The organism is uncultured Maribacter sp., assembly GCF_947495965.1.
Lineage (GTDB): Bacteria > Bacteroidota > Bacteroidia > Flavobacteriales > Flavobacteriaceae > Maribacter_B.
Map to the genome: position 1 here is coordinate 106,690 of NZ_CANMBB010000006.1, position 22,110 is coordinate 128,799.

19 protein-coding genes are annotated in these 22,110 nt (G+C 32.1%); 13 read left to right on the plus strand and 6 right to left on the minus strand.

Annotation, left to right across the window (positions count from 1 at the left end; genetic code table 11):
- Positions 1-357, minus strand: coding sequence for a hypothetical protein (locus tag Q0820_RS12570; protein WP_298487994.1), 357 nt, complete (start codon positions 355-357; stop codon positions 1-3).
- Positions 358-443: 86 nt separating this feature from the next.
- Between Q0820_RS12570 and Q0820_RS12575 the strand changes: the two genes are divergently transcribed.
- Positions 444-950: a CvpA family protein gene (locus Q0820_RS12575; RefSeq protein WP_298487995.1), complete on the plus strand. Its 507-nt coding sequence runs from the start codon at positions 444-446 to the stop codon at positions 948-950.
- Positions 951-1,099: 149 nt separating this feature from the next.
- Entirely contained in the window at positions 1,100-1,543 is a 444-nt protein-coding gene (locus tag Q0820_RS12580) for a hypothetical protein (RefSeq protein WP_298487996.1), read from the plus strand.
- Positions 1,544-1,554: 11 nt separating this feature from the next.
- Here the strand turns inward: Q0820_RS12580 and Q0820_RS12585 are convergent, their stop codons facing one another.
- Positions 1,555-7,071, minus strand: coding sequence for an MG2 domain-containing protein (locus Q0820_RS12585; protein WP_298487997.1), 5,517 nt, complete (start codon positions 7,069-7,071; stop codon positions 1,555-1,557).
- 301 nt (positions 7,072-7,372) lie between these two features.
- Here Q0820_RS12585 and Q0820_RS12590 point away from each other — a divergent pair, with 301 nt between their 5' ends.
- The 6 genes from Q0820_RS12590 to Q0820_RS12615 all read left to right on the plus strand — a co-directional run bounded on the left by Q0820_RS12590 (position 7,373) and on the right by Q0820_RS12615 (position 12,382).
- The gene (locus tag Q0820_RS12590; RefSeq protein WP_298487998.1) at positions 7,373-7,849 is read left to right on the plus strand and encodes a CAP domain-containing protein; all 477 of its coding nucleotides are present in this window, start codon (positions 7,373-7,375) and stop codon (positions 7,847-7,849) included.
- A gap of 136 nt (positions 7,850-7,985) precedes the next feature.
- Entirely contained in the window at positions 7,986-8,525 is a 540-nt protein-coding gene (locus Q0820_RS12595) for a 3-hydroxyanthranilate 3,4-dioxygenase (RefSeq protein ID WP_298487999.1), read from the plus strand.
- Complete coding sequence (locus Q0820_RS12600) at positions 8,526-8,897, plus strand: DUF1304 domain-containing protein (RefSeq protein WP_298488000.1); 372 nt, start codon at positions 8,526-8,528, stop codon at positions 8,895-8,897.
- 83 nt (positions 8,898-8,980) lie between these two features.
- Complete coding sequence (locus Q0820_RS12605) at positions 8,981-10,531, plus strand: aldehyde dehydrogenase family protein (RefSeq protein WP_298488001.1); 1,551 nt, start codon at positions 8,981-8,983, stop codon at positions 10,529-10,531.
- A 314-nt stretch (positions 10,532-10,845) separates the two neighbouring features.
- Positions 10,846-11,751 (plus strand): OmpA family protein, encoded by a 906-nt coding sequence (locus tag Q0820_RS12610; RefSeq protein WP_298488002.1) that lies wholly within the window; start codon positions 10,846-10,848, stop codon positions 11,749-11,751.
- A 28-nt stretch (positions 11,752-11,779) separates the two neighbouring features.
- Complete coding sequence (locus Q0820_RS12615) at positions 11,780-12,382, plus strand: hypothetical protein (protein WP_298488003.1); 603 nt, start codon at positions 11,780-11,782, stop codon at positions 12,380-12,382.
- Between the two features lie 68 nt (positions 12,383-12,450).
- Here Q0820_RS12615 and Q0820_RS12620 read toward each other — a convergent pair whose 3' ends face one another.
- Together Q0820_RS12620 and Q0820_RS12625 are read right to left on the minus strand one after the other, a co-directional pair.
- Positions 12,451-13,446 carry an acyl-ACP desaturase gene (locus tag Q0820_RS12620; protein ID WP_298488004.1) on the minus strand — a complete coding sequence of 332 codons (996 nt, stop codon included), beginning with the start codon at positions 13,444-13,446 and terminating at the stop codon, positions 12,451-12,453.
- A 64-nt stretch (positions 13,447-13,510) separates the two neighbouring features.
- Positions 13,511-14,236 carry a metallophosphoesterase family protein gene (locus Q0820_RS12625; protein WP_298488005.1) on the minus strand — a complete coding sequence of 242 codons (726 nt, stop codon included), beginning with the start codon at positions 14,234-14,236 and terminating at the stop codon, positions 13,511-13,513.
- A 160-nt stretch (positions 14,237-14,396) separates the two neighbouring features.
- On the opposite strand from Q0820_RS12625, the gene Q0820_RS12630 reads away from it, so the two are divergent.
- The gene (locus tag Q0820_RS12630) at positions 14,397-15,344 is read left to right on the plus strand and encodes a carbohydrate kinase (RefSeq protein ID WP_298488006.1); all 948 of its coding nucleotides are present in this window, start codon (positions 14,397-14,399) and stop codon (positions 15,342-15,344) included.
- On the opposite strand, the gene Q0820_RS12635 is transcribed toward Q0820_RS12630, so the two are convergent.
- On the minus strand, positions 15,341-16,480 hold the full coding sequence (locus tag Q0820_RS12635) for an ATP-binding protein (RefSeq protein WP_298488007.1): 1,140 nt from the start codon (positions 16,478-16,480) through the stop codon (positions 15,341-15,343). The two genes, Q0820_RS12630 and Q0820_RS12635, sit on opposite strands and share 4 nt — an antisense overlap.
- Positions 16,477-17,232 (minus strand): SDR family NAD(P)-dependent oxidoreductase, encoded by a 756-nt coding sequence (locus Q0820_RS12640; protein ID WP_298488008.1) that lies wholly within the window; start codon positions 17,230-17,232, stop codon positions 16,477-16,479. Before Q0820_RS12640 ends, Q0820_RS12635 begins: the two co-directional genes overlap by 4 nt.
- Before the next feature lie 246 nt (positions 17,233-17,478).
- On the opposite strand from Q0820_RS12640, the gene Q0820_RS12645 reads away from it, so the two are divergent.
- The 4 genes from Q0820_RS12645 to Q0820_RS12660 all read left to right on the plus strand — a co-directional run bounded on the left by Q0820_RS12645 (position 17,479) and on the right by Q0820_RS12660 (position 22,109).
- The gene (locus tag Q0820_RS12645; protein WP_298488009.1) at positions 17,479-18,480 is read left to right on the plus strand and encodes a MoxR family ATPase; all 1,002 of its coding nucleotides are present in this window, start codon (positions 17,479-17,481) and stop codon (positions 18,478-18,480) included.
- A gap of 98 nt (positions 18,481-18,578) precedes the next feature.
- A complete protein-coding gene (locus Q0820_RS12650; protein ID WP_298488010.1) occupies positions 18,579-19,445 on the plus strand; it encodes a DUF58 domain-containing protein in 867 nt (288 codons plus the stop codon).
- A gap of 6 nt (positions 19,446-19,451) precedes the next feature.
- Positions 19,452-21,110 carry a hypothetical protein gene (locus Q0820_RS12655; RefSeq protein WP_298488011.1) on the plus strand — a complete coding sequence of 553 codons (1,659 nt, stop codon included), beginning with the start codon at positions 19,452-19,454 and terminating at the stop codon, positions 21,108-21,110.
- Positions 21,111-22,109 carry a VWA domain-containing protein gene (locus Q0820_RS12660; protein ID WP_298488012.1) on the plus strand — a complete coding sequence of 333 codons (999 nt, stop codon included), beginning with the start codon at positions 21,111-21,113 and terminating at the stop codon, positions 22,107-22,109.
- Position 22,110 lies beyond the last annotated feature (1 nt).

Genomic DNA, 22,110 nt, shown 5'->3' on the forward strand with positions numbered 1-22,110 from the left:
TTATGCTATATAATTTTTCTCTAAAAAATAGCCAACAATTGCTTCTTTCATCAATACCGATTGTTCTCCAGCTTTTAAAGCTGGTAATTCTTCTACAACAATATAATGAGGCCAACCTTCTTCATCAAAAAAATCGAACTTATAATACCCATAAGGTTCAAGCAATCTGCAAATGGCTATGTGCATTAAGTTTAATTTTTCATCTTTCTTATACGTCTTATCATATTGCCCTAATTCCTGTATCCCTATTAAATAAATAATGGCATCTAAATCTAAGGTATCTCCTTCTGCAAACTGTGTAGAAAGTTTTTCTACTAAATTTTGCCAACGTTCTTTTAACTCTATATCTCTAGACATTATTTAATTTTTAATCTGTAGTCTTTTGTTTTTAAAAAATCAAAGGTACAAATCAAAGTTTTATATTTGCTTAAATCAAAACAAGCATGGCTATATTAGATATTGTTTTAGGAATAGTACTTATTTGGGGGCTTTATAAAGGTCTTAAAAATGGTCTTTTTGTTGAAATTGCCTCTATAATTGCTCTCATTGCAGGAATTTATGGCGCTATACATTTTTCATACATAGCTGGCGATTATTTAGCAGAACATATGCAATGGAATGAACATTATATGAATGTTGCTTCTTTTGTAATTACCTTTATTGCAATAGTAGTTCTTGTACATATAGCAGGAAAATTATTAACTAAAGTAGCAGATTTTGCTATGTTAGGCTTTTTAAATAAAGTTGCTGGTGCTTTATTTGGAGCTTTAAAAGTTGCTGTGATTATTGGGGCTTTATTAGTATTCTTTGACCGTATGAATAATACACTAAATTTTATTGGAGATGATGCTAAAAAAGAATCTATACTTTATGAGCCAATAAAAGAAATTGGTGCTTTTGTTTTTGATACTGTTTTACCTGAAAAAGCAGATGAAAAAACTACAAACTAAAAAACGTTTTGTCTTACAAATTTTGTTGTTTCTGAATCTTTTAATCTTCCTATTACATTAGGCAGAGTTTTTGTGTTTTTAGCCGATTAAATGTAATATATACGCAAACATTTTTTTCTTTTGTTATTAGAACAGCAGAACACTATACTTTGAAAAGAATAAAAGAGTATTATTTTTACAAAAAACCCCTTCATATTATTAGTTATGATTTTGGGGATTTTTACTTATACGATACTTTCATTGTTGGTGAGATAAAAGAAGATGTTGTTATTTCTTGGGAAGCGCAAGGAAAAACTTTAGTAGAGGAATTTCAAAGTATTTATGGAGATAAGGCAAAAGAAGTAATTTACATTAGCCACCGTATTAATGATTACTCTGTAGTCCCTTCTGATTGGTTAAAATTTAAAAAATTTAACGCTAAAATTAAAGGTTACGCCATAGTTAGTTATACAAAAAGAGGCTATTTTAATGGTATGTTAGAAAAAGTTTTTGTTCCAACCACGTTAAGAACTTTTACTTCTTTAAAAGAGGCTTTAGGGTGGGCTAAAGCCTCAGAAAAAATAACTATAAACGAGTCTTCTTACTTATTATAATACTCTAATTATTACTGCACAACCTTTACCCATTGGCCTTTAGTGCGCACCATATAATCATTATTATACATAGCTTCTGCTTGTACTCCAGGTAAATAATAAGTTCCTAAATAGGATGCGTTTAACAATACTCTAAACGTTTTGCTCTCTTTAGGTTTCATATCAAAATAAAAATTAGCCCTGTCATCTCTAATATCAGTATGGGTTACATTATTCTCTGCAAAACTTCCAAAATCTGTAAATCTTGTATTTACAATTTCCCAACCACTTGGAAATATTTGAGACATTGCCATATCATTTAATTTAGCGGTAGATGTATTGGTAATGGTAACCTCAGCAACAAAATCTGTTCCTTGCTGTATTTCTGCTATTTCTAATGTAGACCCATTTCTATTTTTATACACCACATTTGCATTAAGGTTTTGCGTTATTACTTTTTCTTGGCCAACAGGCAAAATTCCATTTGTAATTAAACTAACATAAACTGCATTATCCTCTTTGTTTTTAATGGTTACTGTATTTGCTCCTTTTTTAATTTCAAAATTCCTATTTACTAATGTTTTAGAAGTACTAATTTTATCTGATTTTCCGTTTACAGAAATACTTGTACTAATACCTTTACCACCTACCATGTCGGCAAATTTTGCCATACTTAATAAACTATAAGCTGTTTCTTGTGTGCTTAACCATTCTTTTTCTGCTAACACACCAGCTATTTCTTTTGCTAGTTGTTGCGCTTTTACTTTGTCTTGTACTAAAACAACCGTTTCTAAAGCCATTGCTTTATTACGTAAAGCAGAACCATAAGTGTAGTATGAATTTTTTCTTTTAACAAAATCCCATTTAGCCTTTAATAATAAGTCTTTAGCAACTTTGCTTTGCCCTATTTGGGCATAGGCTGCTGCTAGTTTAAAGTAAGTATCATTAGACAATTCTTTTGTTTCTCGTAGTCTGTTCATAGATGCGATATCTGCATTTCCAGAAAGAGCCAAAGTATATAAACGATACGCTTGTGCTAAGGAAGAACTTGTGTTTCCAGAACGCCACTGTTTTGCTATTTGTTTTTGATAATCTACCCAACTAGATTTAAACCCTATAGGCAATACATAACCTCTTTTTTCTGCTTCTAGTAAAAAATGCCCTGCATAAGTTGTTCCCCAATCATTAGCTTGCTTTTGTCCTGGCCAGTAGCCTAAACCTCCGTTAGCTAATTGGAACCCTCCTAATCTTTTAATAGCACTTTCTATATTTTGCTGAATTCTTTTTTTCTTATTAGAAGTAACATCAAAAATAGAAGTTAAAAATAACTGCGGAAAAGCTCCAGAAGTAGTCTGTTCTACACAACCATGAGGATAGCGAATAAGTTGCTGCATACGCCCATTAAAATTCATTGCTGGTAAGGTAGAAAACTCTACATCTAAAGAGTTGCTTCCGTTTATTCCAAAAGATTCTATAGAAATTGTTTTTTCTGCATTGGCCTCTAGAATAATAGCCTCTGTATTAGAAGTCATTGGATTAGGGTTTACCACATCTATAGGAATTTCAAAAGATGCTTTTTCGCCATTACCAGATGCTTCAACCACTACCTTTCCTATACCTTTAAAGTCGGATACATTTAGGGTAAAATATGCCATCTTCTCCTCTGGTTCTGAAAAACTTAAAGATTGAGATGCTCCGCCTTCTACGGTAAATGCTTTGTCTTGTTTTATTTTTAAAGTAACATTTTTAATTTTCTTTTCCATAGCAAATACGGTAACAGGCAATGTTACTTTTTCGCCTGATGTAATTTTCCTTGGCAAAGAAGCCAATATCATTAATGGTTTACGTACAGGAGTTGTTTTTTCTGCAATACCATAAGCTTCTTTAGTTACATCACCAGCTACTACCATAGTACGCACAGAACCTACATATTTTGGGATTTTAATTTTATGCGATTTGGATTTTCCTGCTTTTAACTCAAACGGACCTAAATGAACCACCATAGGTTCAAACCTATTAGCTTTCTTATTTTTTGCGCCAGCTAACTCATCATCTCCACCAATTGCAAAAACCTGATTTACTTTGCCTCCAAAAGCCCCAATAACATCATCATAAACATCCCAAGTCTTTACACCTAATGCTTCTTTAGCATAAAAGGTGTTCCAAGGATTTGGAGTTTTAAATCTTGTTAAATCTAATAATCCTTCATCTACAATAGCAATACTATAAGTCATAGCTTTTCCTTTGTTTTCTTTTACCGTTACTTTTATTTCTTCTTCTGGTCTAAGAACATCTGGCATAGAAACTACTGGCTCTAACTTTGTTTCTGGGTTTTCTACTGCTATTGGTACCAAACCATATAAACGAATAGGATTGTCATTTAATGTGCTTGCATGTGGTTGTAATAGGGTAATATGAATAAATACATTTGGTGTATATAATTCTGTTATAGGCAAGATAAATTTTGTTTCTTCTTTGGTTGTTTCTACCCAAAGAGATTCTAAAACTTCGCTTCCATTTTCTACAGTAACTAAAGCTCTACCTCCTTCTGAACTCGGGAAAGAAATCGTAGCATTCTCGCCAACATTATAATTTTCTTTATCCGCTGAAAAAGACAACATAGTAGCTGCAGATGGGTCGTTCTTTTTAGATTTTCCTGCCCAACCTGGCCAGTCTACGTATACTGCTTTACCTGTTGCATGGCCGCCTTTGGTATCTTCTACACGTACTAAATAACGCCCCCAGTCTGGGTACTTCAATTCAAACTCAAAACTACCTTTTCCATTAGAGCTAGTACTTATTGTTTTAGAAAAAATTTCTTCTCTATACTGGCTACTACTATATGAGGATAAGTTATCTGCAGAAGTATCCCACCACCATCTCCAGTTTACTTTATGGATGGTAACTTTGAGGTTCTTAGCTGCTTTTGGTTTTCCATTTTCATCTACAGAAACTACCTCAAATTTATGCTTAACATCAGTTAAAAGCATTCCTCTTCTTTTATCTCCTTTAGGGGCATTTAATCCAACATACGTACTATAAGGAGAGTATTGCTTTGTAAAAACATCTGTACTAAAATCTCCTCCATTTTCATACACTTTAGTAATAAATGCAGCATTTAGCATTCCTGGAGCTTTTGCTGTTACTTGCGGATTAACATTGAATTTTGCTTTTCCTTCTGCATTAATCTTACCATTAAAAACTACTTGCTCTTCGCTAGAAAAACTACGTGAAGGATCATCAAAAACATACCCAGGAAAAGTCTTAAAAGTTGTTTTCTTTGCATTAAATTTTCCTGTTATATCTGCCTTTAAGTTTTTAGCTATAGCACCATGCAGCCATTTTACTTCTATCTCTCCATCTACTGGAGATTTACTAGACAATACCTCTTTATCAAAAGCGGTTTTTATTTTTAAACGGTTTGGCTTTATGGTTTCAATTTTTAGAGTCTTTGTAAAAGATGCTCCGCCAACAGATACTTTAGCTAACCAATTTCCTGTTACAGCATTCTCATCGGTCTTTAAACTAAAATTGTAAAAATTATTTACGCCATTAGTTTTAACCTCTCTATGTACTATACTATTATAAGGGTCTAAAAGTTCTAGTTTTACAGGATGGTTTTCTGGTAACTTATTAGCATTATCATTTAGCATAAAAGAAAGATAAATTTTGTCTCCAGGGCGCCAAACTCCTCTTTCTGCAAAAATGAATCCTTTTATTCCTTTTTGTAATTGAACACCAGAAACGTTAAACTTACTTACAGAAAGCGCATTACCATCATTAAGTTTGATATAATTTTTTTGACCATTACTTTCTACAATTGCAAAAAAGGCTAGTTTATCTGAATCTAAAAATGATATTCCTTTTTCATCTGTAGTAACTTTTCCTACTTCTTGTTGTTGGTAATTATAAAAAGTAACTTTTGCGCCAGCAATAGGTTTGGTGCTTACAATATCATTTACGGCAATAAAATAACTTTTATTAAGGCCTTTTTTTACTGTAACCCCTATATCTGTAGCCAAAACATTTATACCAATTTTTTTATTATAATAATAAGATGTGTTACATGGGTTTTCTCTCTCGGACCAATTATAATCATAGTAATAGTCATTATAATAATTTTCAACCCCATCCCAAGAACTATTCTCTTGTTCTTCATCAAAACTATCTGTTGGATCTTCGGCCTCAAAATTTGTAGAACTACAGGTATATAAACTATACGTTCCTTTATATGTAAATTCTACTCTATAAATTGCGCCTACTTCTGGAGTAATAATGGACTTTAAATCTAAAGCATGTGCTGTCCATTTTCCATTATTATTAGATAATTTACCTACTAAATCAATCTTTTTAGTAATAATTGGCCTTGCTACGCTTCTTAAATTACCTTGTCCGTTTATAGAATTGTTTTGTAAAAATTGTAGTATGTTATTTTCATAAATTTTAAGAACAGTAACGTCTACTGCTTTTAAATTTACAGCCTCAAAATTAATCTTAAGATTATTAGATGAAGGTAAAATAGTACCGTTAGATAGTAATCTAATTTGTGGTTTTATTTCTTCAAAAGCCACACGTTCTGTAAACTTAGATTTTAGTTTATAGCCATCTGCACTTTCAATACCATCAAAAATTTCTAGTAATGCAGTTCCACTCATTTCTTTAGATGGGTATATTTTTAACACATTACCATCTACAGAATACTTTGGTTTATCATCGCCTTGTAAAACTATTAAACCTTTAAAGTTTTGGCTTTTTTTAATTGGATCCGAAAAATTTAATACTATAATTTGATTCTCTGAAGGATCTAAAGTAACATCCAGAATAGTGAAATTATTTTTTCCTGCAATAGAAATTTTATTTTCACCCGCACTTTCTATGTCTAAGGCTTTTCCTGTCCATGTAACTAAAAGTTCACTATCTTCTTCAAAACGCTGAATGCTGTCTATTGTAAAAGAAAACTGAGTTCCTTCTTTTAAACCACCATCAAACTTTGGCGTTATTTTTTTTCCTTTATGTGTAATACTTACTAAGGTTTTAGCATTTTCTAAAGAAAGAACATCGGAACTTCTTAATTGCCCGTTTATATATTGGTACTCTTTAGAGTAAGACTGTATTGCATTTGTATAAATATTAAACTGCTGTTTTATTGTTTTTACGCCAAAAGACATTTCTTTTATCTCCTCTGGAGAATTAGGTAAAATAGTTTTTAGATCTAACGTAAAAGCATAGTCTGTATCTTGTTTAAATGCTTTCTCTGGTACAAAAGCAATTGTCTTGTTATCTAAGGCTATTACTTTACCTGCTACTTTAGGAGAAACTTTAAATAAACTTTTATCTAACCCTAACCCGTTCTCCCAACCTTCTATTGGGGAATTAAATACGACTCTAACATCTGATTTAACAGAAATTATTCCATGACTTACTTCAGAAATGTAATCTTGATACTTACTTAAATCATCAAAAGTATCCGAGGCATTTTTTTGCTTAGAATTACAACTTATTAAAACAATAAAAAAAAAGAAAAGATAAAAAATAGACTTACTATTCATGGAATTTTATTTTATGTAAAAGTAACGCAGTTTATAACACATTACATCCCTGTTTTCATTGAAAAACAAAGAAAACTTACAAATGAAGAAACGCTTTTATTGTCCGAAAAATTATACACTTTATCTAAAAAGAAGTATTTCATCGAAAAAATGTAAATTTTAATAGAACCAATACAATAATTCTTTAATATTACAACCGTTAATAGTTTCCCCTTATTAACATAGAACTTAAGAAATCCCCTTTCTTAATAATAGTACCTACTTCTGTTAGAGAACAACCTACTTACAAATAGAACATTATATGAAAATGAGTATGCAAAAAGCATTCTTAGTTTTATTTGTATTTGTGGCTTTCTCTTGCACAAAAGAAACCACCGAGGATACAAACTTTATAGAAGCTAAGAACGTTAAAGAAATAGAAGAGGAACTACTTTCTATTGTTAATGAATATAGAGTAGAGCAGGGCCAAACATTACTTACGTATAGTAGCGTGGCACATGAACAAGCTAATAAACATAATGATTATATGATTTCTAAAGGAAACATAAGTCATGACAATTTTAGTTCTAGAGCTACCGCTATATCTACAGAGTTAGAAGTAGAATACGTGGCCGAAAATGTAGCAAAAGATTACAAAACTGCTAATGAAGCCTTTAAAGGATGGCTTGGTAGTTCTAGCCATAAAAAAACTATGGAAGGAGAATTTACACATACAGCGGTGAGTGTAAAAAAAGATACAAATAACAATTTGTTTTATACACAACTCTTCTTTAGGTAAAGAAAGTAATGAAACCTGTGGCAAGCCTCAGAGCATTTAAATCTTGATTATAGAGTAAAGACATTTTGTTTTATTAATTTTATAACATCAGCATATTGCTGGTGTTTTTTTATTTCTAATATTTAAAATTTACAAAATGCCTATACAAGCTCCTTTTAATCTTACTAAATGGATATCTGAAAACAGAGAGTTACTAAAACCACCTGTTGGAAACAAAAACCTATATAAAGATGCAGGAGATTATATTGTAATGATTGTTGCTGGTCCAAACGCAAGAAAGGACTACCACTACAACGAAACTGAAGAATTATTTTATCAGCTAGAAGGAAATATAGAAGTACATATACAAGAAGATGGTGAAAAGAAAACCATGAAGCTTGGCCCAGGAGACATGTATTTACATCCTGCAAAAGTACCGCATTCTCCAGTACGTCATGAAAACTCTATAGGGTTAGTCATTGAGCGTAAAAGAGCTGACTTAGAGGCCGAAGATGGCTTATTATGGTTTTGCGATAATTGCAATCATAAATTATATGAAACCTATTTTAAGTTACATAATATTGAAAAAGATTTTCTAAAACATTTTAAACACTTTTACGGCTCTCCAGAGCTGCTTACCTGTGCTAATTGTGGAACAAAAATGCCTGTTGATGAACGATTTACTAAAGAAGAATAAATGGATATCATTGCAAAAATTTTAATAGGGATAATTGCATTTTTACATTTCTACTTTTTATGGTTAGAAATGTTTGCTTGGACTACTAAAGGAAGAAAAGTTTTTAAAAATTTTCCGCCAGATTTATTTGAACCTACTAAGTCTATGGCTGCAAATCAAGGGCTTTATAATGGTTTCTTAGCCTCTGGCCTTGTATGGACATTCTTAATCTCTAATGTACAATGGTCTACCAATATTGCCATTTTCTTTTTAAGTTGTGTTGCAATTGCTGGTATTTATGGAGCAATATCCGTAAGTAAAAAAATATTCTACATACAAGCGCTTCCTGCAATTATTGCAATACTCTTATTAGTAATAAAGCGGTTTTTATAACTAAAAAATTAACTGTTAGGATTAATCAGTTTTATTTGTAAATTTGCTAAAAATTTAACAAATAGTATTCAAAAAGTTATAAAATGTCAAAAATTGCATCATTCGGAATACAAGAAGCACTTAAAGAATTAGGTGTTACTGAAATCAATGAAGGAACATCTACTGGTTCTAATAACTTCTCTAATGGGGAAATTATAGAGTCTTATTCTCCTGTTGATGGTAAATTAATTGGTAAAGTAAAAACCTCAACCAAAGAAGACTATAATAAAGTGATGCAAACTGCAACAGTTGCATTTAAAGAATGGAAAACAAAACCTGCTCCACTTAGAGGGGAAATTGTTCGCCAATTTGGAGAAAAGTTAAGAGAAAAAAAAGAAGCTTTAGGAAAACTTGTTTCCTATGAAATGGGAAAAAGTTACCAAGAAGGTTTAGGTGAGGTTCAAGAAATGATAGACATTTGTGATTTTGCAGTTGGTTTATCTCGTCAATTACATGGTTTAACTATGCATTCTGAACGTCCAGGACACAGAATGTATGAGCAATACCATCCGCTTGGAGTTGTTGGTATTATTTCGGCTTTTAATTTTCCTGTTGCTGTTTGGGCATGGAACACTGCACTTGCATGGATTTGCGGAGATGTTTGTGTTTGGAAACCTTCTGAAAAGGCTCCAATTTGTGGCATAGCGTGCCAAAATATTGCTGCTGATGTTTTTAAAGCTAATGGACTTCCTGAAGGAATTTGCAATCTAATAAATGGCGATTATAAAGTAGGCGAAATGCTAACTAAAGATTCTAGAATTCCTTTAGTTTCTGCTACAGGTTCTACAAGAATGGGTAAAATTGTAGCACAAGAAGTTGCTGCTCGTTTAGGAAAATCTTTATTAGAGTTAGGAGGAAATAATGCTATAATTGTTACCCCAGATGCAGATGTTAAAATGACGGTTATTGGTGCCGTTTTTGGAGCCGTAGGTACTGCAGGACAACGTTGTACATCTACAAGAAGGTTAATTATACATGAAAGCATGTATAACACTGTAAAAGATGCCATAGTAAAAGCCTATGGACAATTAAAAATTGGTAACCCATTAGATGAAACTAACCATGTTGGTCCAGTAATAGATAAAGATGCAGTTAAAATGTATGAAAATGCATTAAAACAAGTGGTTGCAGAAGGTGGTAACATACTAGTAGAAGGCGGTGTACTTTCTGGAGAAGGATACGAATCTGGCTGTTATGTAAAACCTGCAATTGCAGAAGCACAACCACATTATAAAATTGTACAACACGAGACTTTTGCTCCTGTTTTATATTTATTAAAATATTCTGGAGACGTGCATAATGCAATAGCTATTCAAAATGACGTAGCGCAAGGGTTAAGTTCTGCTATAATGACTAATAATTTACGTGAAGCAGAAGCTTTCTTATCTGTACAAGGGTCTGATTGCGGTATTGCTAACGTTAATATAGGTACCTCTGGTGCAGAAATTGGAGGCGCATTTGGTGGTGAAAAAGAAACTGGAGGTGGTAGAGAAAGTGGTTCTGACGCTTGGAAAGTATACATGAGACGCCAAACTAATACTATTAACTATACTACAGAATTACCTTTAGCGCAAGGTATAAAGTTCGATTTATAAATAAAAAATAATTCTTTTAGTAATAAAAGCTCTATTGCAATTCTATGTAGTAGGGCTTTTTACTCGATAATCGAGATTTAAATGCTCCGACGCTTGCGTCGAAATCAATGCTAATTTTTCTTCTAATGCCTCGTGGGCTTGCCCAGAGTTAGTTTACTTGTCATTAAAAAATATAAAAAAAGTATAATTTGTATGTTTATTTAATGTTCTCTAACCGGTAATTAATGGTTACCTCCTTGATTTTTAGACATTCGTAAGATTTTTTTAAGATTTTTTTAATACATTGTAGACTAAACACTAAATGAATATTAACAATGACAAAAACAACTACGAATCTGCTAGGGATTATAATTACCATCCTGGCAGGTATTTATTTTTACATTACGTGCTGCAGTGAATGTGGTGCAGCTGTAAAAGAGGAACCCGCCAAACAAGCCATAGTTCCAGCAGAACCAACTGCAACATCCTATCCCTTTGCTTTTAGTGATGGTGATTATGCGTTTAATGAAAATGATAATTACAACTTTAATTCGTCTGAATCAGAGATTCTTATGCCATTGTCTACAAAAGTAGAAGCTGGTATTGCAAGCCTAAAATCCTTTTTAGGAGAAAACGCGTCTAAAGTTATAAATATTACTGGCTATTATAAAAGTGATGAAACCAACGATTCTGCATTCCCTAATTTAGGGCTTGCAAGAGCAAATGCTGTTAAAAACCATTTAGTTGCTAATGGTATTTCTTCTACTCAAATTAACACCTTTGGTAGTTTAAAGGATGAAATGGTAGATAAAGACAATGTTTATTTAGGCCCTATAGCTTATGGTCTAGATGCAAAATCTGATACCGCAGATGATGAATTAAAGGCGCTTTATGAAAAAATTAAAGCAAATCCATTAGTACTCCATTTTAATACTGCGCAAGCTTCTATTAATCTTAATGCAGAGCAAAGACAAAAAGTAGCAGATATATCTAGATACTTAGATAAAGTAGCTGGTGCAACTGCTAATGTTGTTGGCCATACAGACAATACTGGTAACCGTAATACCAATATAGGTTTAGGACAAGAGCGTGCAGACTTTGGTAAAGCATACCTTATAAGAAATGGCATATCTGGAGATAAAATAAACACTTCATCTAAAGGGCCAGATAGTCCTGTTGCAACCAATGCTACCGAAGAAGGTAGAGCAGAAAACAGAAGAACAGTAATTACATTAAACTAAATAACAAACAATAAAAAAATTATAAAATATGGATTTTGCAAATATGAACATTTGGTGCTGGTTAATTCCTTTATTAGTAGGAGCAATTTGTGCTTACTTAGGCTACCTAATTGGAAAAGGAAAAACAACTACTATAGATAATAGTGCCGATTTAAAATTATTAGAAAATAAAAATGCAAAACTACAAGCAGATTTAGATGCTTGTATTAGTAAACGTGCTGCATTACAAACAGATTTAGACGCTTGTAATGTTAAGTTATCTGCAAAAGCTGCTGCTCCAGCTGCTTCAGCAGTTTCTTCTTTTGCTGCTGGTGCTGCAATTGCATCTATTCCTTTTGATGGAGATGCTGCAAAAGCTGCGTTTGGAAAGAAAATTAATGAAGATGACTTAAAAGTTGTGGAAGGCATTGGACCAAAAATATCTGGAATGTTTAATGATGCTGGAATAAAAACTTGGAAAGCATTATCAGAAGCTACAGTAGCAGAATGTCAAAAAGTTCTTGACGGCGGTGGTGATCGTTACAAAATACATGATCCAGCCTCTTGGCCAATGCAAGCAAAAATGGCGTATGAAGGTAAATGGAAAGAACTTGCAAAATGGCAAGATGAACATGACCACGGAAAATTATAATTAAATAACCAACAACAAAAAGCCCAATCAAAAAATTTGATTGGGCTTTTTTATATTTTAGAAAATCTTTACAATCTACCGTTGGCCTCTACCCACTTAAAATTATATTGATCTTCAGGAAATTTCAAACGCTCAGAAATACGTAATAAACGAGCTGGTAACTTCATTAAATAATCTCTTGCCTTTTGAGCCTCATCATTTAAAGACCTTACAGTATCTATTTCCCAATAGCTATTTAGTTTCTTTAATATTTCTATGTAATCATGTGCTGTATACACTCCTAATCTTTGCGCGCAGTTAGAAAAGTTCTCAAAAGCTGTTCCTATACTTCCACCAGATTCTCTAAGAAAGTGTGCAGGCATAACTATCTTTTGTTTCATCATATCTGCAAAAGCTATCATCATTCCAGAAGGGTCTTCAGATAAAATAGTTTTTACAAATTCTCTATATGCTAAATGGTGCCTCATTTCATCACCAGCAATAATAGTACACATTTTACCTAAAAGTGCATTTCCTTTTTTCTTAGCCATTTGCCCAACACGCTTATGCGATATATTGGTAGCTAATTCTTGAAAAGATGTATATACAAAATTCTTATAAGGGTCTCTATCTGTTCCAATATCAAAACCATCCGAAAGTAAATGTTGCGTTGTAATTTCTACTTCGCGCATATTTACTCTTCCAGATAAATATAAATATTTGTTTAGTACATCTCCATGTCTATTTTCTTCTCCCGTCCATGCTCGTACCCATTTAGACCATCCATTTGCCTTACCGTCATGTTGGTTTATCCCTTCTACATCCATTAACCAAGATTCATATGTTGGCAATGCTTCTTCTGTAATAGTATCGGCTACCATGGTAACCCAAAAATCATATCCTAATTCTTTAGACTCTTCACGTAATTGCTTTACGGATTCTAAAAAATTATCGCTCTGTGAATCTGGTAAAAAATCTGTAGGTTGCCAAATCTCTTCAATAGGAATAAGAAAAGAATCTATAAAGCCCTCTACTTTATGCTCTATAGCCTGCATAACTTCTAACCTTATATTTTTTTCAGACATAAATTATTTTTTTGCAAAGTTCGTTAATAATATAGTGTTTTTGCCTCTAAAACTACATCTATTTTTAATTTCTTCCCTTTTCTGAAGGATAAAAAGTGTAAACTGGATCACTTTGCCATATTTTCTTACTTTTTATATCAAAAATAGTAAGCGGTCCTTTAAAGGCTGCTCCAGTATCTATATTCCAAACATTTGCAAAATTCTGGGGTGTAGTTTTACCCATTCTTGTCACAGGTGTATGCCCAATATATATTTCTTTGTAATTTTTTAATCGTGCTGGGTAATTTGAATCTTCTTCTTGTAAATCTGGATTTAAAGAAACTGCTAATTCCCATAATGTACGATCCCAATAAAAGGTTTTTGTAAAATACTCATGCTCAATACCTTTTAAGTTTGTGAATCCTGCATGAAGAAAAAGTCTATTTTCTTTATCTAGATAATAGTTTTTTAATTCTTTATAGAATTGAATATGCCTTTTTTTTGTTTCTTCTGAAACTGCCGCATAAGAAGTACTAGTTGCTGTGCCTCCATGTTGCAGCCACACTGGATTATGTTCTTCTTTTAATAACCAATCTAAACATAGCTCATCATGGTTACCCCTTAAATAAATACATTTATGTGTTTTCTGTAGTTCTAATAAAAATTCTACTGTTTCTACAGCTTCACTCCAGCCATCTACATAATCTCCTAAAAATATTAAGGTATCTTCTGTAGTTACTTCTGCTTTTTCTAAAACTTGTTGTAGTGCCTTTAAACCAGAATGTATGTCTCCTATTACTAATGTTCTCATACTACAAAAATCGTAATTATGAACAGGAATATACTATTTTATACCTTTAAAAAACTTTTTTTTAACCTAAGCATTACAAACCACAAGTATAGTACTCCAAATTTATAAAGGAACAGATATATTTTTCTAACTACTTTAGCGTTATCTGAAAAAGGATAAAATGAAAAGCGTATTCTGTATTGGAGAATTATTGATTGATTTTATTGCTAAAACTGAAAAAAACAATTTAGGTAAAGCAAAAGATTTTTCTAGAAACCCTGGTGGAGCTCCTGCAAATGTGGCCTGTGCTATAAGTAAACTTGGAGGTTTAAGCAAGTTCATTGGTAGTGTTGGTAAAGATTCTTTTGGAAGCTATTTATTAGAAGTACTTAAAGACAATAATGTAGATGTATCTTTAGCGCAAAGGAGTGATGCCTTTACAACGCTTGCTTTTGTTTCTTTAGATGAAAAAGGAGAGCGCGATTTTGTTTTTAGCAGAGGCGCTGATGAAAAATTAAAGTATGATTCTTGTATTAAAAAAGAATTTAATAATAACATAGTTCATTTTGGTGCTGCAACTGCCTTATTAGGAGGTAATTTAGAGGATGCCTATAACCGGTATTTTTTTGATGCGCTTACACAAAATACATTTATAAGTTTTGACCCAAATTTTAGAAGTGATTTATGGAATAACCAAACCGATGTTTTCATAAAAAAATGCTTGCCTTTTATTCAAAAATCGCATTTATGTAAATTTAGTTTAGAAGAAGCACAATTACTTTCTGGAGAAACCAACCCAATAGACTGCTCTGGTGTATTACATGAAATTGGTGCCCAAGTTATTGCTATTACGTTAGGCAAAAAAGGAACTTTAGTAAGCACAAATAAAAAACAAAAAACCATACCAAGTATAGAGGTTAAAACGGTAGATACCACCGGTGCTGGCGATGCTTTTATTGGTTGTTTATTGTACCAAATAGCATCTTTAACCTCTACTTCTGGGATTATGGAAGATTTTAGTTTATTAAATAAAATGGTAATAAAAGCTAATAAAGCTGGGGCTTATTCAACTACTGGTTATGGAGCAATTTCTTCTTTGCCAAACTATAATGCTGTTTTTAATTCTTAATTATTATACTGCACCTTACGCAGAATTCTTAAAGAAGCTTTAAGGTCATTATAAATTTTTCTGTCCGTTTTTTTAAGCAATGGTCTTGCTTTTTCCATTTTCTCTTTTGCATCTTTAAAATTATTTAAATAACAAATTAAATAGGTAGCAGGCAGTTGTTTTAAATCTTCTAATTCTGTTTCATTTAAACTAATTCCTTTTTTTATTTTAGAAAGCAGGGCATTATTAGTGTTATAAATATGGTGCAAATCTTCTTTATTATACTGCGGCGGGTTAAATATTAATTTACTTTTTATTACATATTTTCCATTATCATTAAAAGCAATGGTAACCTCTTCTAAAGGATAATATTTTACTTTATTTCCCAAACCTAACTGTACATATTCTGTAGTAGTAAAAGAGTCATTTGTATAGGTAATTGTTACCTCATCTAAGGTGGAATAAAATAGCTTTACTTGCTCATTTATAAGCTCTATATCTACCCTAGAAAAGTAAGTTTCTTCTTTTACTTTTTTAATATTGCCTGCCCAACAAACTACAAACTGCTCTTTAAAAACTTTATAGTTACTTTCTAAATCCTTGTGCCTATTATTTATAAAATCTATAACACCATCTAGAGTTAACTCTATATTATTTTTGGCATGCTTTTCTATAGTTGCAACGGTCTCCGAATTATTGTCTATTAACTCTATGTCATAGGCCTTTGGCAAGCTTATACTACCTTCTCTAAAAAAAACAGAACCCCCATAATATTTCCAAATATTTTTTCGAAGAGAACAAACTTTCCCGTTAGAAGATACGGTTACTAAACCAACCACTTTACCCTCTGGTAAATGAGGAAAAGGAATATTTTCATAAGCTATTAATGGCGGATTATCTAGATAGGCATTTACTAAATTTTGAATTTTACTATCATCAAAAAAATCTACTCCTACAATTTTATTGTCCTCATCTTCTACTCCAATTACTATAAAAGAATTATTATTAGGATTGCTATTAGCTAAGGCACAAACATGTTTTAAAAACTTGCCTTTCCCTTCTTTTTCTCCAATGTTTATAAAACGTTTTTTATCATAAAAACTATTTTCATCGTTATGAGCAAGAAGGTTTTTTACTAATAGTCTTTTGTTAATCATAATTCTTTATTCACTATAGTACTACTGGCTTGTGCTGTTGGCATAACTACTAAATCTGCAATATTAACATGGTAAGGGCGTGTAACAGCAAAATGAATAATATCTGCAATATCTTCTGGTTTTAAGGGTGTAAATCCTTTATAAACCGTATTTGCTTTTTCCGTATTGCCTTTAAAACGAACCTCACTAAACTCGGTTTCTACAAGTCCTGGGTTTATAGCACCAACTTTAATCCCATGTTTGTTAAGGTCTATTCGCATTCCTTGGTTCAAGGCATCCACAGCATGTTTACTTGCACAATACACATTACCATTTGGGTACACCTCTTTACCAGCAGTAGAACCAATATTAATAATATGTCCGCTTTTATTCATTATCATTTTTGGAATAATGGCTTTAGAAATATAGAGCAAGCCTTTAACATTAATATCTAACATAGCATCCCAATCTTCAATATTTCCATCTTGGATAGGTTCTAAACCATGGGCATTCCCTGCATTATTTATTAAAATATGAATCTTAGAAAACTCTTTTGGCAAAGTATTAATAGCATTGTGTACAGCATGCTTATCTCTTATATCAAAAGAAAGAATATGCACCTTAACTTTTTCATTTAAAGCTTTTTGCATTTCTTCTAATCTTTCTTTTCTTCGCCCGCAAATAATTATGTTTATACCTTGTTCTGCAAAAAGAAAAGCTGTTGCTCTACCAATTCCGCTAGTTGCTCCTGTAATTAAAGCTGTTTTATCCATTTTTAAGGTTATATTTAGGCAATAAAATGTGAAATTTAGACTACTCCAAAAAATTAACGAATCATTAAAAACACTCGTTAGACCAAGTTATGGAGTGAAAATAAAAAGAAATGACTTAAAAACTTCATAAAAATAGAGGTTTACCTCATTTTTTAACCAATTGTTAACAGCTAAAGAGTGAATAAATTTTCAATTTGCACTTCTGTTAAAAATAAAATAAAAAAATACCAAAATATATAAAGTTATATGGAAGAAAATACCACGGTAGACATTAGCGCAGTGAACGAGAAAATTGCCCAAGAAAGCGCTTTTATTGATCTTCTTATTACAGAAATGAATAAAGTAATTGTGGGTCAAAAACATATGATAGAAAGATTGCTAATTGGTCTTTTAGGGCAAGGGCATATTTTATTAGAAGGTGTTCCTGGACTAGCAAAAACACTTGCTATTAATACGCTATCTAAAGCAGTAAAAGGAAGTTTTAGTAGAATCCAATTTACACCAGATTTATTACCTGCGGATGTAGTTGGTACTATGATTTATAATATGAAAGTCAATGACTTTTCTATTAAGAAGGGTCCAATTTTTGCAAACTTTGTACTGGCAGATGAGATTAACCGTGCTCCTGCAAAAGTACAATCGGCACTATTAGAGGCCATGCAAGAAAAGCAGGTTACTATTGGTGACCAAACTTTTGTTTTAGACAAGCCTTTTTTAGTAATGGCAACGCAAAACCCAGTAGAACAAGAAGGAACTTACCCTTTACCAGAAGCACAGGTAGACCGTTTTATGCTAAAAACAGTTATTGATTATCCTAAAATGAATGAGGAGCAAATGGTAATGCGCCAAAATTTATTAGGAAAATACGAAGAAGTAAAACCTGTTGTAAGTGTAGACCAAATTTTAAGTGCTCAAAAAGCAGTTAGAGAAGTTTATATGGATGAGAAAATAGAAAAATATATCCTGGATATTATTTTTGCTACTCGTTATCCAGAAAAATATAATCTAGAAAGCCTTAAACCATTAATTAATTTTGGTGCGTCTCCTAGAGGTAGTATTAACCTTGGAGTTGCTTCTAAATGTTATGCCTTTATTAAAAGAAGAGGGTATGTAATACCAGAAGATGTAAGGGCTGTTGTGCATGATGTATTAAGACACCGTATAGGAATTACATATGAAGCGGAAGCAGAAAACATTACTTCGGAAGAAATAATTAATAAAATTATTAATGAGGTTGAGGTACCATAGGCACTAATGTGCCAGTATTAAGTACAAAGTATAGAGAAATAAGTTTTCTCTATACTTTGTACTTAATACTTTGTACTAAATGAGCCAAGGGCGAATATATGGATACAAAAGAGTTACTAAAAAAAGTTCGTAAAATAGAAATAAAGACTAGGCGTCTTTCTGATAATATTTTTGGAGGAGAATACCACTCTACCTTTAAAGGTCGTGGTATGACATTTAGTGAAGTACGTCAATACCAATTTGGAGATGATGTACGTAGTATAGACTGGAATGTAACTGCAAGATATAACGAGCCTTTTGTAAAAGTTTTTGAAGAAGAACGGGAACTTACCATGATGCTTATGGTAGATGTTAGTGGTTCTGAACATTTTGGCTCTAACAATCAATTTAAGAAAGAGATAATTACAGAAATAAGTGCAACACTTGCCTTTTCTGCATTACAAAATAATGATAAAGTAGGTGTAGTTTTATTCACAGATGAAGTAGAACTTTTTATTCCTCCTAAAAAAGGAAAAACACATGTTTTACGTATTATTAGAGAACTACTAGAATTTCAACCAAAAAGTACCAAAACCAATATTGCAGAAGCATTAAAATATGTTTCTAATGTTATGAAAAAGAAAGCAATAATTTTTGTGCTTTCAGACTTTATAGCAGACGATTATGAAAAAACTCTAAAAATTATAGGCAATAAGCATGATGTTACTGGTATAAGAATCTATGATGAAAGGGAAGAAACCATTCCAAATCTAGGTATGGTTCAAATGCAAGACGCAGAAACAGGAGCTATTAAATTAGTAAATACCCAATCTAGAAAAGTCCGTACAGCGTATAGTAACTTTTACAAAGAACAAGTAAACTATTTTACAAACACCTTTACAAAATCTGGCTGCGGTGTTCTAAGTAGTAGGGTTGATGAAAGTTATGTAAAAAAATTATTAGGTTATTTTAAAAGAAGAGCATAATTACAAATGAGTTGTAACAAATTATTTAATAAAGATTTTATTTTATGCTTTTTGCATAAACTTGTGCTATGTCTGTTTTTTATAGGAACCTATACTAGTTATTCCCAAACAACGCCAAAAGTAACTTCTGAAGTAGACGTTACCACCTTAAAAATAGGAGAGCAACTACATTTTAAAGTTTCTGTAGAAGTAGATTCTACAGCTCAGGTAATATTTCCTGAAGGACAAACCTTTTCTCCTCTAGAAACTGTAGAAGCTTTTAAAACAGATACTACAAGAAAAAAAGACCGTGTTACGCTACAAAAAATATATGCTTTAACACAATTTGATTCTGGTTCTTATAAATTACCACAACAACGTATAGAAATAAACGGCAAAGGATTTTTTACAGATTCTCTACGTATTGAAGTTTCTACGGTAAAAGTAGATACTATTGCACAAAAAATGTTTGATATTAAACCATTACTTAGTGTAAACAAAAGCAATACTAAATTATGGAAAATAATACTTGCAATACTATTTGTTTTAGTAATTGGCGGACTTGTATATTGGTTTTTATATAGAAAAAAACCTTTAACAGAAGAAGAAAAAGTAGCACTGTTACCTCCTTATGATAGAGCTTTATTAGAGCTTAAAAAGTTAGAAAATTCTAGATATTTAATTCAAGACGAATACAAACAATACTATTCTGAACTTACAGATATTGTTCGCTCTTATTTAGAGGAAGATGTTAAAGTATCGGCCCTTGAAAGTACTACAGATGAGCTTATTTCTAAATTAGAATTGCGTAAAGATGCTGGAGAATTAGATTTGGATAATGCTACCATATCTCAATTTAAAAAAATACTACAAACAGCAGATTTGGTGAAATTTGCAAAATCTAAACCTCCTATTTCTACTGCAGAAAATGACCGTAAAGCAGTAGAACAAATTGTAGTTAAAACACATGAAGCTATTCCGGAACCTACAGAGGAAGAACTTTTAGAGCAAGCAGAATACCAAGAAGAATTGGCTCGCAAAAAGCAAAGAAAAAAGACAATAATTGCAATAAGTGCTGCATTAGGAGTTGTTATAATTGGTATTGCAGGTATAACAGCATATTATGGCCCAACTAATACATGGGATACTATAACAGGAAATCCATCTAAAAAAATGTTAGACACTAAGGAGTGGGTTTCTAGCTCCTACGGATATCCTCCAATTAGTTTAGAAACTCCAGAAGTTCTTATGCGTCAAAAAACAAAAATACCTGCAGAGGCACAAGAAAAAATAAAAGAGTTACAAACTTTTGCATACACAAACAAAGCTGCTTTATTTACTATTGCAACTACCTCTACCACTTTTACATCAGAAGAAGAACCAGATTTTCAAAAATCGGTAGAGCACTTAATTAAAAACTTTGAGAAAAAAGGAGCAAAAAACATCATTACTAAAAACGAAGAATTTACTACAATTTCTGGTGTTAAAGGTTTAAAAACTTATGGTAATGCTAAATTTAGAGTTCCAGACTCTAAAGAGCTTGTAAAAGGCAACTATATAATATTAAGTTTTGGCGGCAAAGGGTTTCAGCAACAAGTATTGTTAACTTGGTTAGCTAATGATACGTATGCTCAAGAAATTATAGATCGTATACTAACCACTGTAGAAGTTAAAACAGAAGCATAAATGTTAGAAAATATATCTTTCGCAAATCCTGAGTTCTTTTGGTTGTTTTTGCTACTTCCAATTGCTTTGCTATGGTATTTTTTTAAACGCAAAGAGCAAACAGCTACTTTAAAAATATCTAGCATACAAGGTTTTAATACCTCTAGTATATTACCAAAATTAAAACCCATTTTGTTCTTATTTAGATTGTTAGCTCTTGCAGCAATAATTGTTGCAATGGCAAGACCACAAACAGAAGATATTTCTACAAGGACAAAAACTACAAAAGGGATTGATATTGTAATGGCAATAGATGTTTCTTCTAGTATGCTTGCTCGCGATTTAAAACCTAATAGATTAACTGCTTTAAAAGAAGTTGCCGCAGATTTTATTAAAAAACGTCCTAGCGACCGTATTGGTATTGTAGAGTACGCAGGAGAAGCATTTACAAAAACACCTATAACTAGCGACAAATCTATTGTTCTTAGCTCTCTAAAAGGAATTACTTATGGGCAATTAAATGACGGTACTGCAATTGGTATGGGGCTAGCAACCTCCGTAAACAGATTAAAAGAAAGTAAAGCAATTAGTAAAATAATTATTCTTTTAACCGATGGGGTAAATAACTCTGGATTTATAGAACCCCAAACTGCTGCAGATTTAGCTATAGAGTTTGGTATAAAAACGTATACCATAGGTTTAGGAACAAACGGTAATGCACCGTCTCCTATTGCCTATAATCCTGATGGTTCTTTTAGGTACGGAATGCGACAAGTAGAGATAGATGAACCTCTACTAAAAGATATTGCAAAAGTTACCGGTGGTAAATACTTTAGAGCCACTAACAATAAAAAATTAGAAGCTATTTATGACGAGATAAATAAGCTTGAAAAAACAGAAATAGAAGAATTTAAATACTATAAGTATGAAGAAAAATTTAGGCCTTGGATTTTTATTGCCGGAATATTTCTTTTACTTGAGTGGTTTTTAAAAAATACCATATTTAGAAGTTTTGTATAAA

What these genes read in the sequence shown, in the direction of transcription:
- Q0820_RS12570 (WP_298487994.1), bottom strand. Translation starts at nt 357, where the DNA reads ATGTCTAGAGATATAGAGTTAAAAGAACGTTGGCAAAATTTAGTAGAA.
- Q0820_RS12575 (WP_298487995.1), top strand. Translation starts at nt 444, where the DNA reads ATGGCTATATTAGATATTGTTTTAGGAATAGTACTTATTTGGGGGCTT.
- Q0820_RS12585 (WP_298487997.1), bottom strand. Translation starts at nt 7,071, where the DNA reads ATGAATAGTAAGTCTATTTTTTATCTTTTCTTTTTTTTTATTGTTTTA.
- Q0820_RS12590 (WP_298487998.1), top strand. Translation starts at nt 7,373, where the DNA reads ATGAAAATGAGTATGCAAAAAGCATTCTTAGTTTTATTTGTATTTGTG.
- Q0820_RS12595 (WP_298487999.1), top strand. Translation starts at nt 7,986, where the DNA reads ATGCCTATACAAGCTCCTTTTAATCTTACTAAATGGATATCTGAAAAC.
- Q0820_RS12600 (WP_298488000.1), top strand. Translation starts at nt 8,526, where the DNA reads ATGGATATCATTGCAAAAATTTTAATAGGGATAATTGCATTTTTACAT.
- Q0820_RS12605 (WP_298488001.1), top strand. Translation starts at nt 8,981, where the DNA reads ATGTCAAAAATTGCATCATTCGGAATACAAGAAGCACTTAAAGAATTA.
- Q0820_RS12610 (WP_298488002.1), top strand. Translation starts at nt 10,846, where the DNA reads ATGACAAAAACAACTACGAATCTGCTAGGGATTATAATTACCATCCTG.
- Q0820_RS12615 (WP_298488003.1), top strand. Translation starts at nt 11,780, where the DNA reads ATGGATTTTGCAAATATGAACATTTGGTGCTGGTTAATTCCTTTATTA.
- Q0820_RS12620 (WP_298488004.1), bottom strand. Translation starts at nt 13,446, where the DNA reads ATGTCTGAAAAAAATATAAGGTTAGAAGTTATGCAGGCTATAGAGCAT.
- Q0820_RS12625 (WP_298488005.1), bottom strand. Translation starts at nt 14,236, where the DNA reads ATGAGAACATTAGTAATAGGAGACATACATTCTGGTTTAAAGGCACTA.
- Q0820_RS12630 (WP_298488006.1), top strand. Translation starts at nt 14,397, where the DNA reads ATGAAAAGCGTATTCTGTATTGGAGAATTATTGATTGATTTTATTGCT.
- Q0820_RS12635 (WP_298488007.1), bottom strand. Translation starts at nt 16,480, where the DNA reads ATGATTAACAAAAGACTATTAGTAAAAAACCTTCTTGCTCATAACGAT.
- Q0820_RS12640 (WP_298488008.1), bottom strand. Translation starts at nt 17,232, where the DNA reads ATGGATAAAACAGCTTTAATTACAGGAGCAACTAGCGGAATTGGTAGA.
- Q0820_RS12645 (WP_298488009.1), top strand. Translation starts at nt 17,479, where the DNA reads ATGGAAGAAAATACCACGGTAGACATTAGCGCAGTGAACGAGAAAATT.
- Q0820_RS12650 (WP_298488010.1), top strand. Translation starts at nt 18,579, where the DNA reads ATGGATACAAAAGAGTTACTAAAAAAAGTTCGTAAAATAGAAATAAAG.
- Q0820_RS12655 (WP_298488011.1), top strand. Translation starts at nt 19,452, where the DNA reads ATGAGTTGTAACAAATTATTTAATAAAGATTTTATTTTATGCTTTTTG.
- Q0820_RS12660 (WP_298488012.1), top strand. Translation starts at nt 21,111, where the DNA reads ATGTTAGAAAATATATCTTTCGCAAATCCTGAGTTCTTTTGGTTGTTT.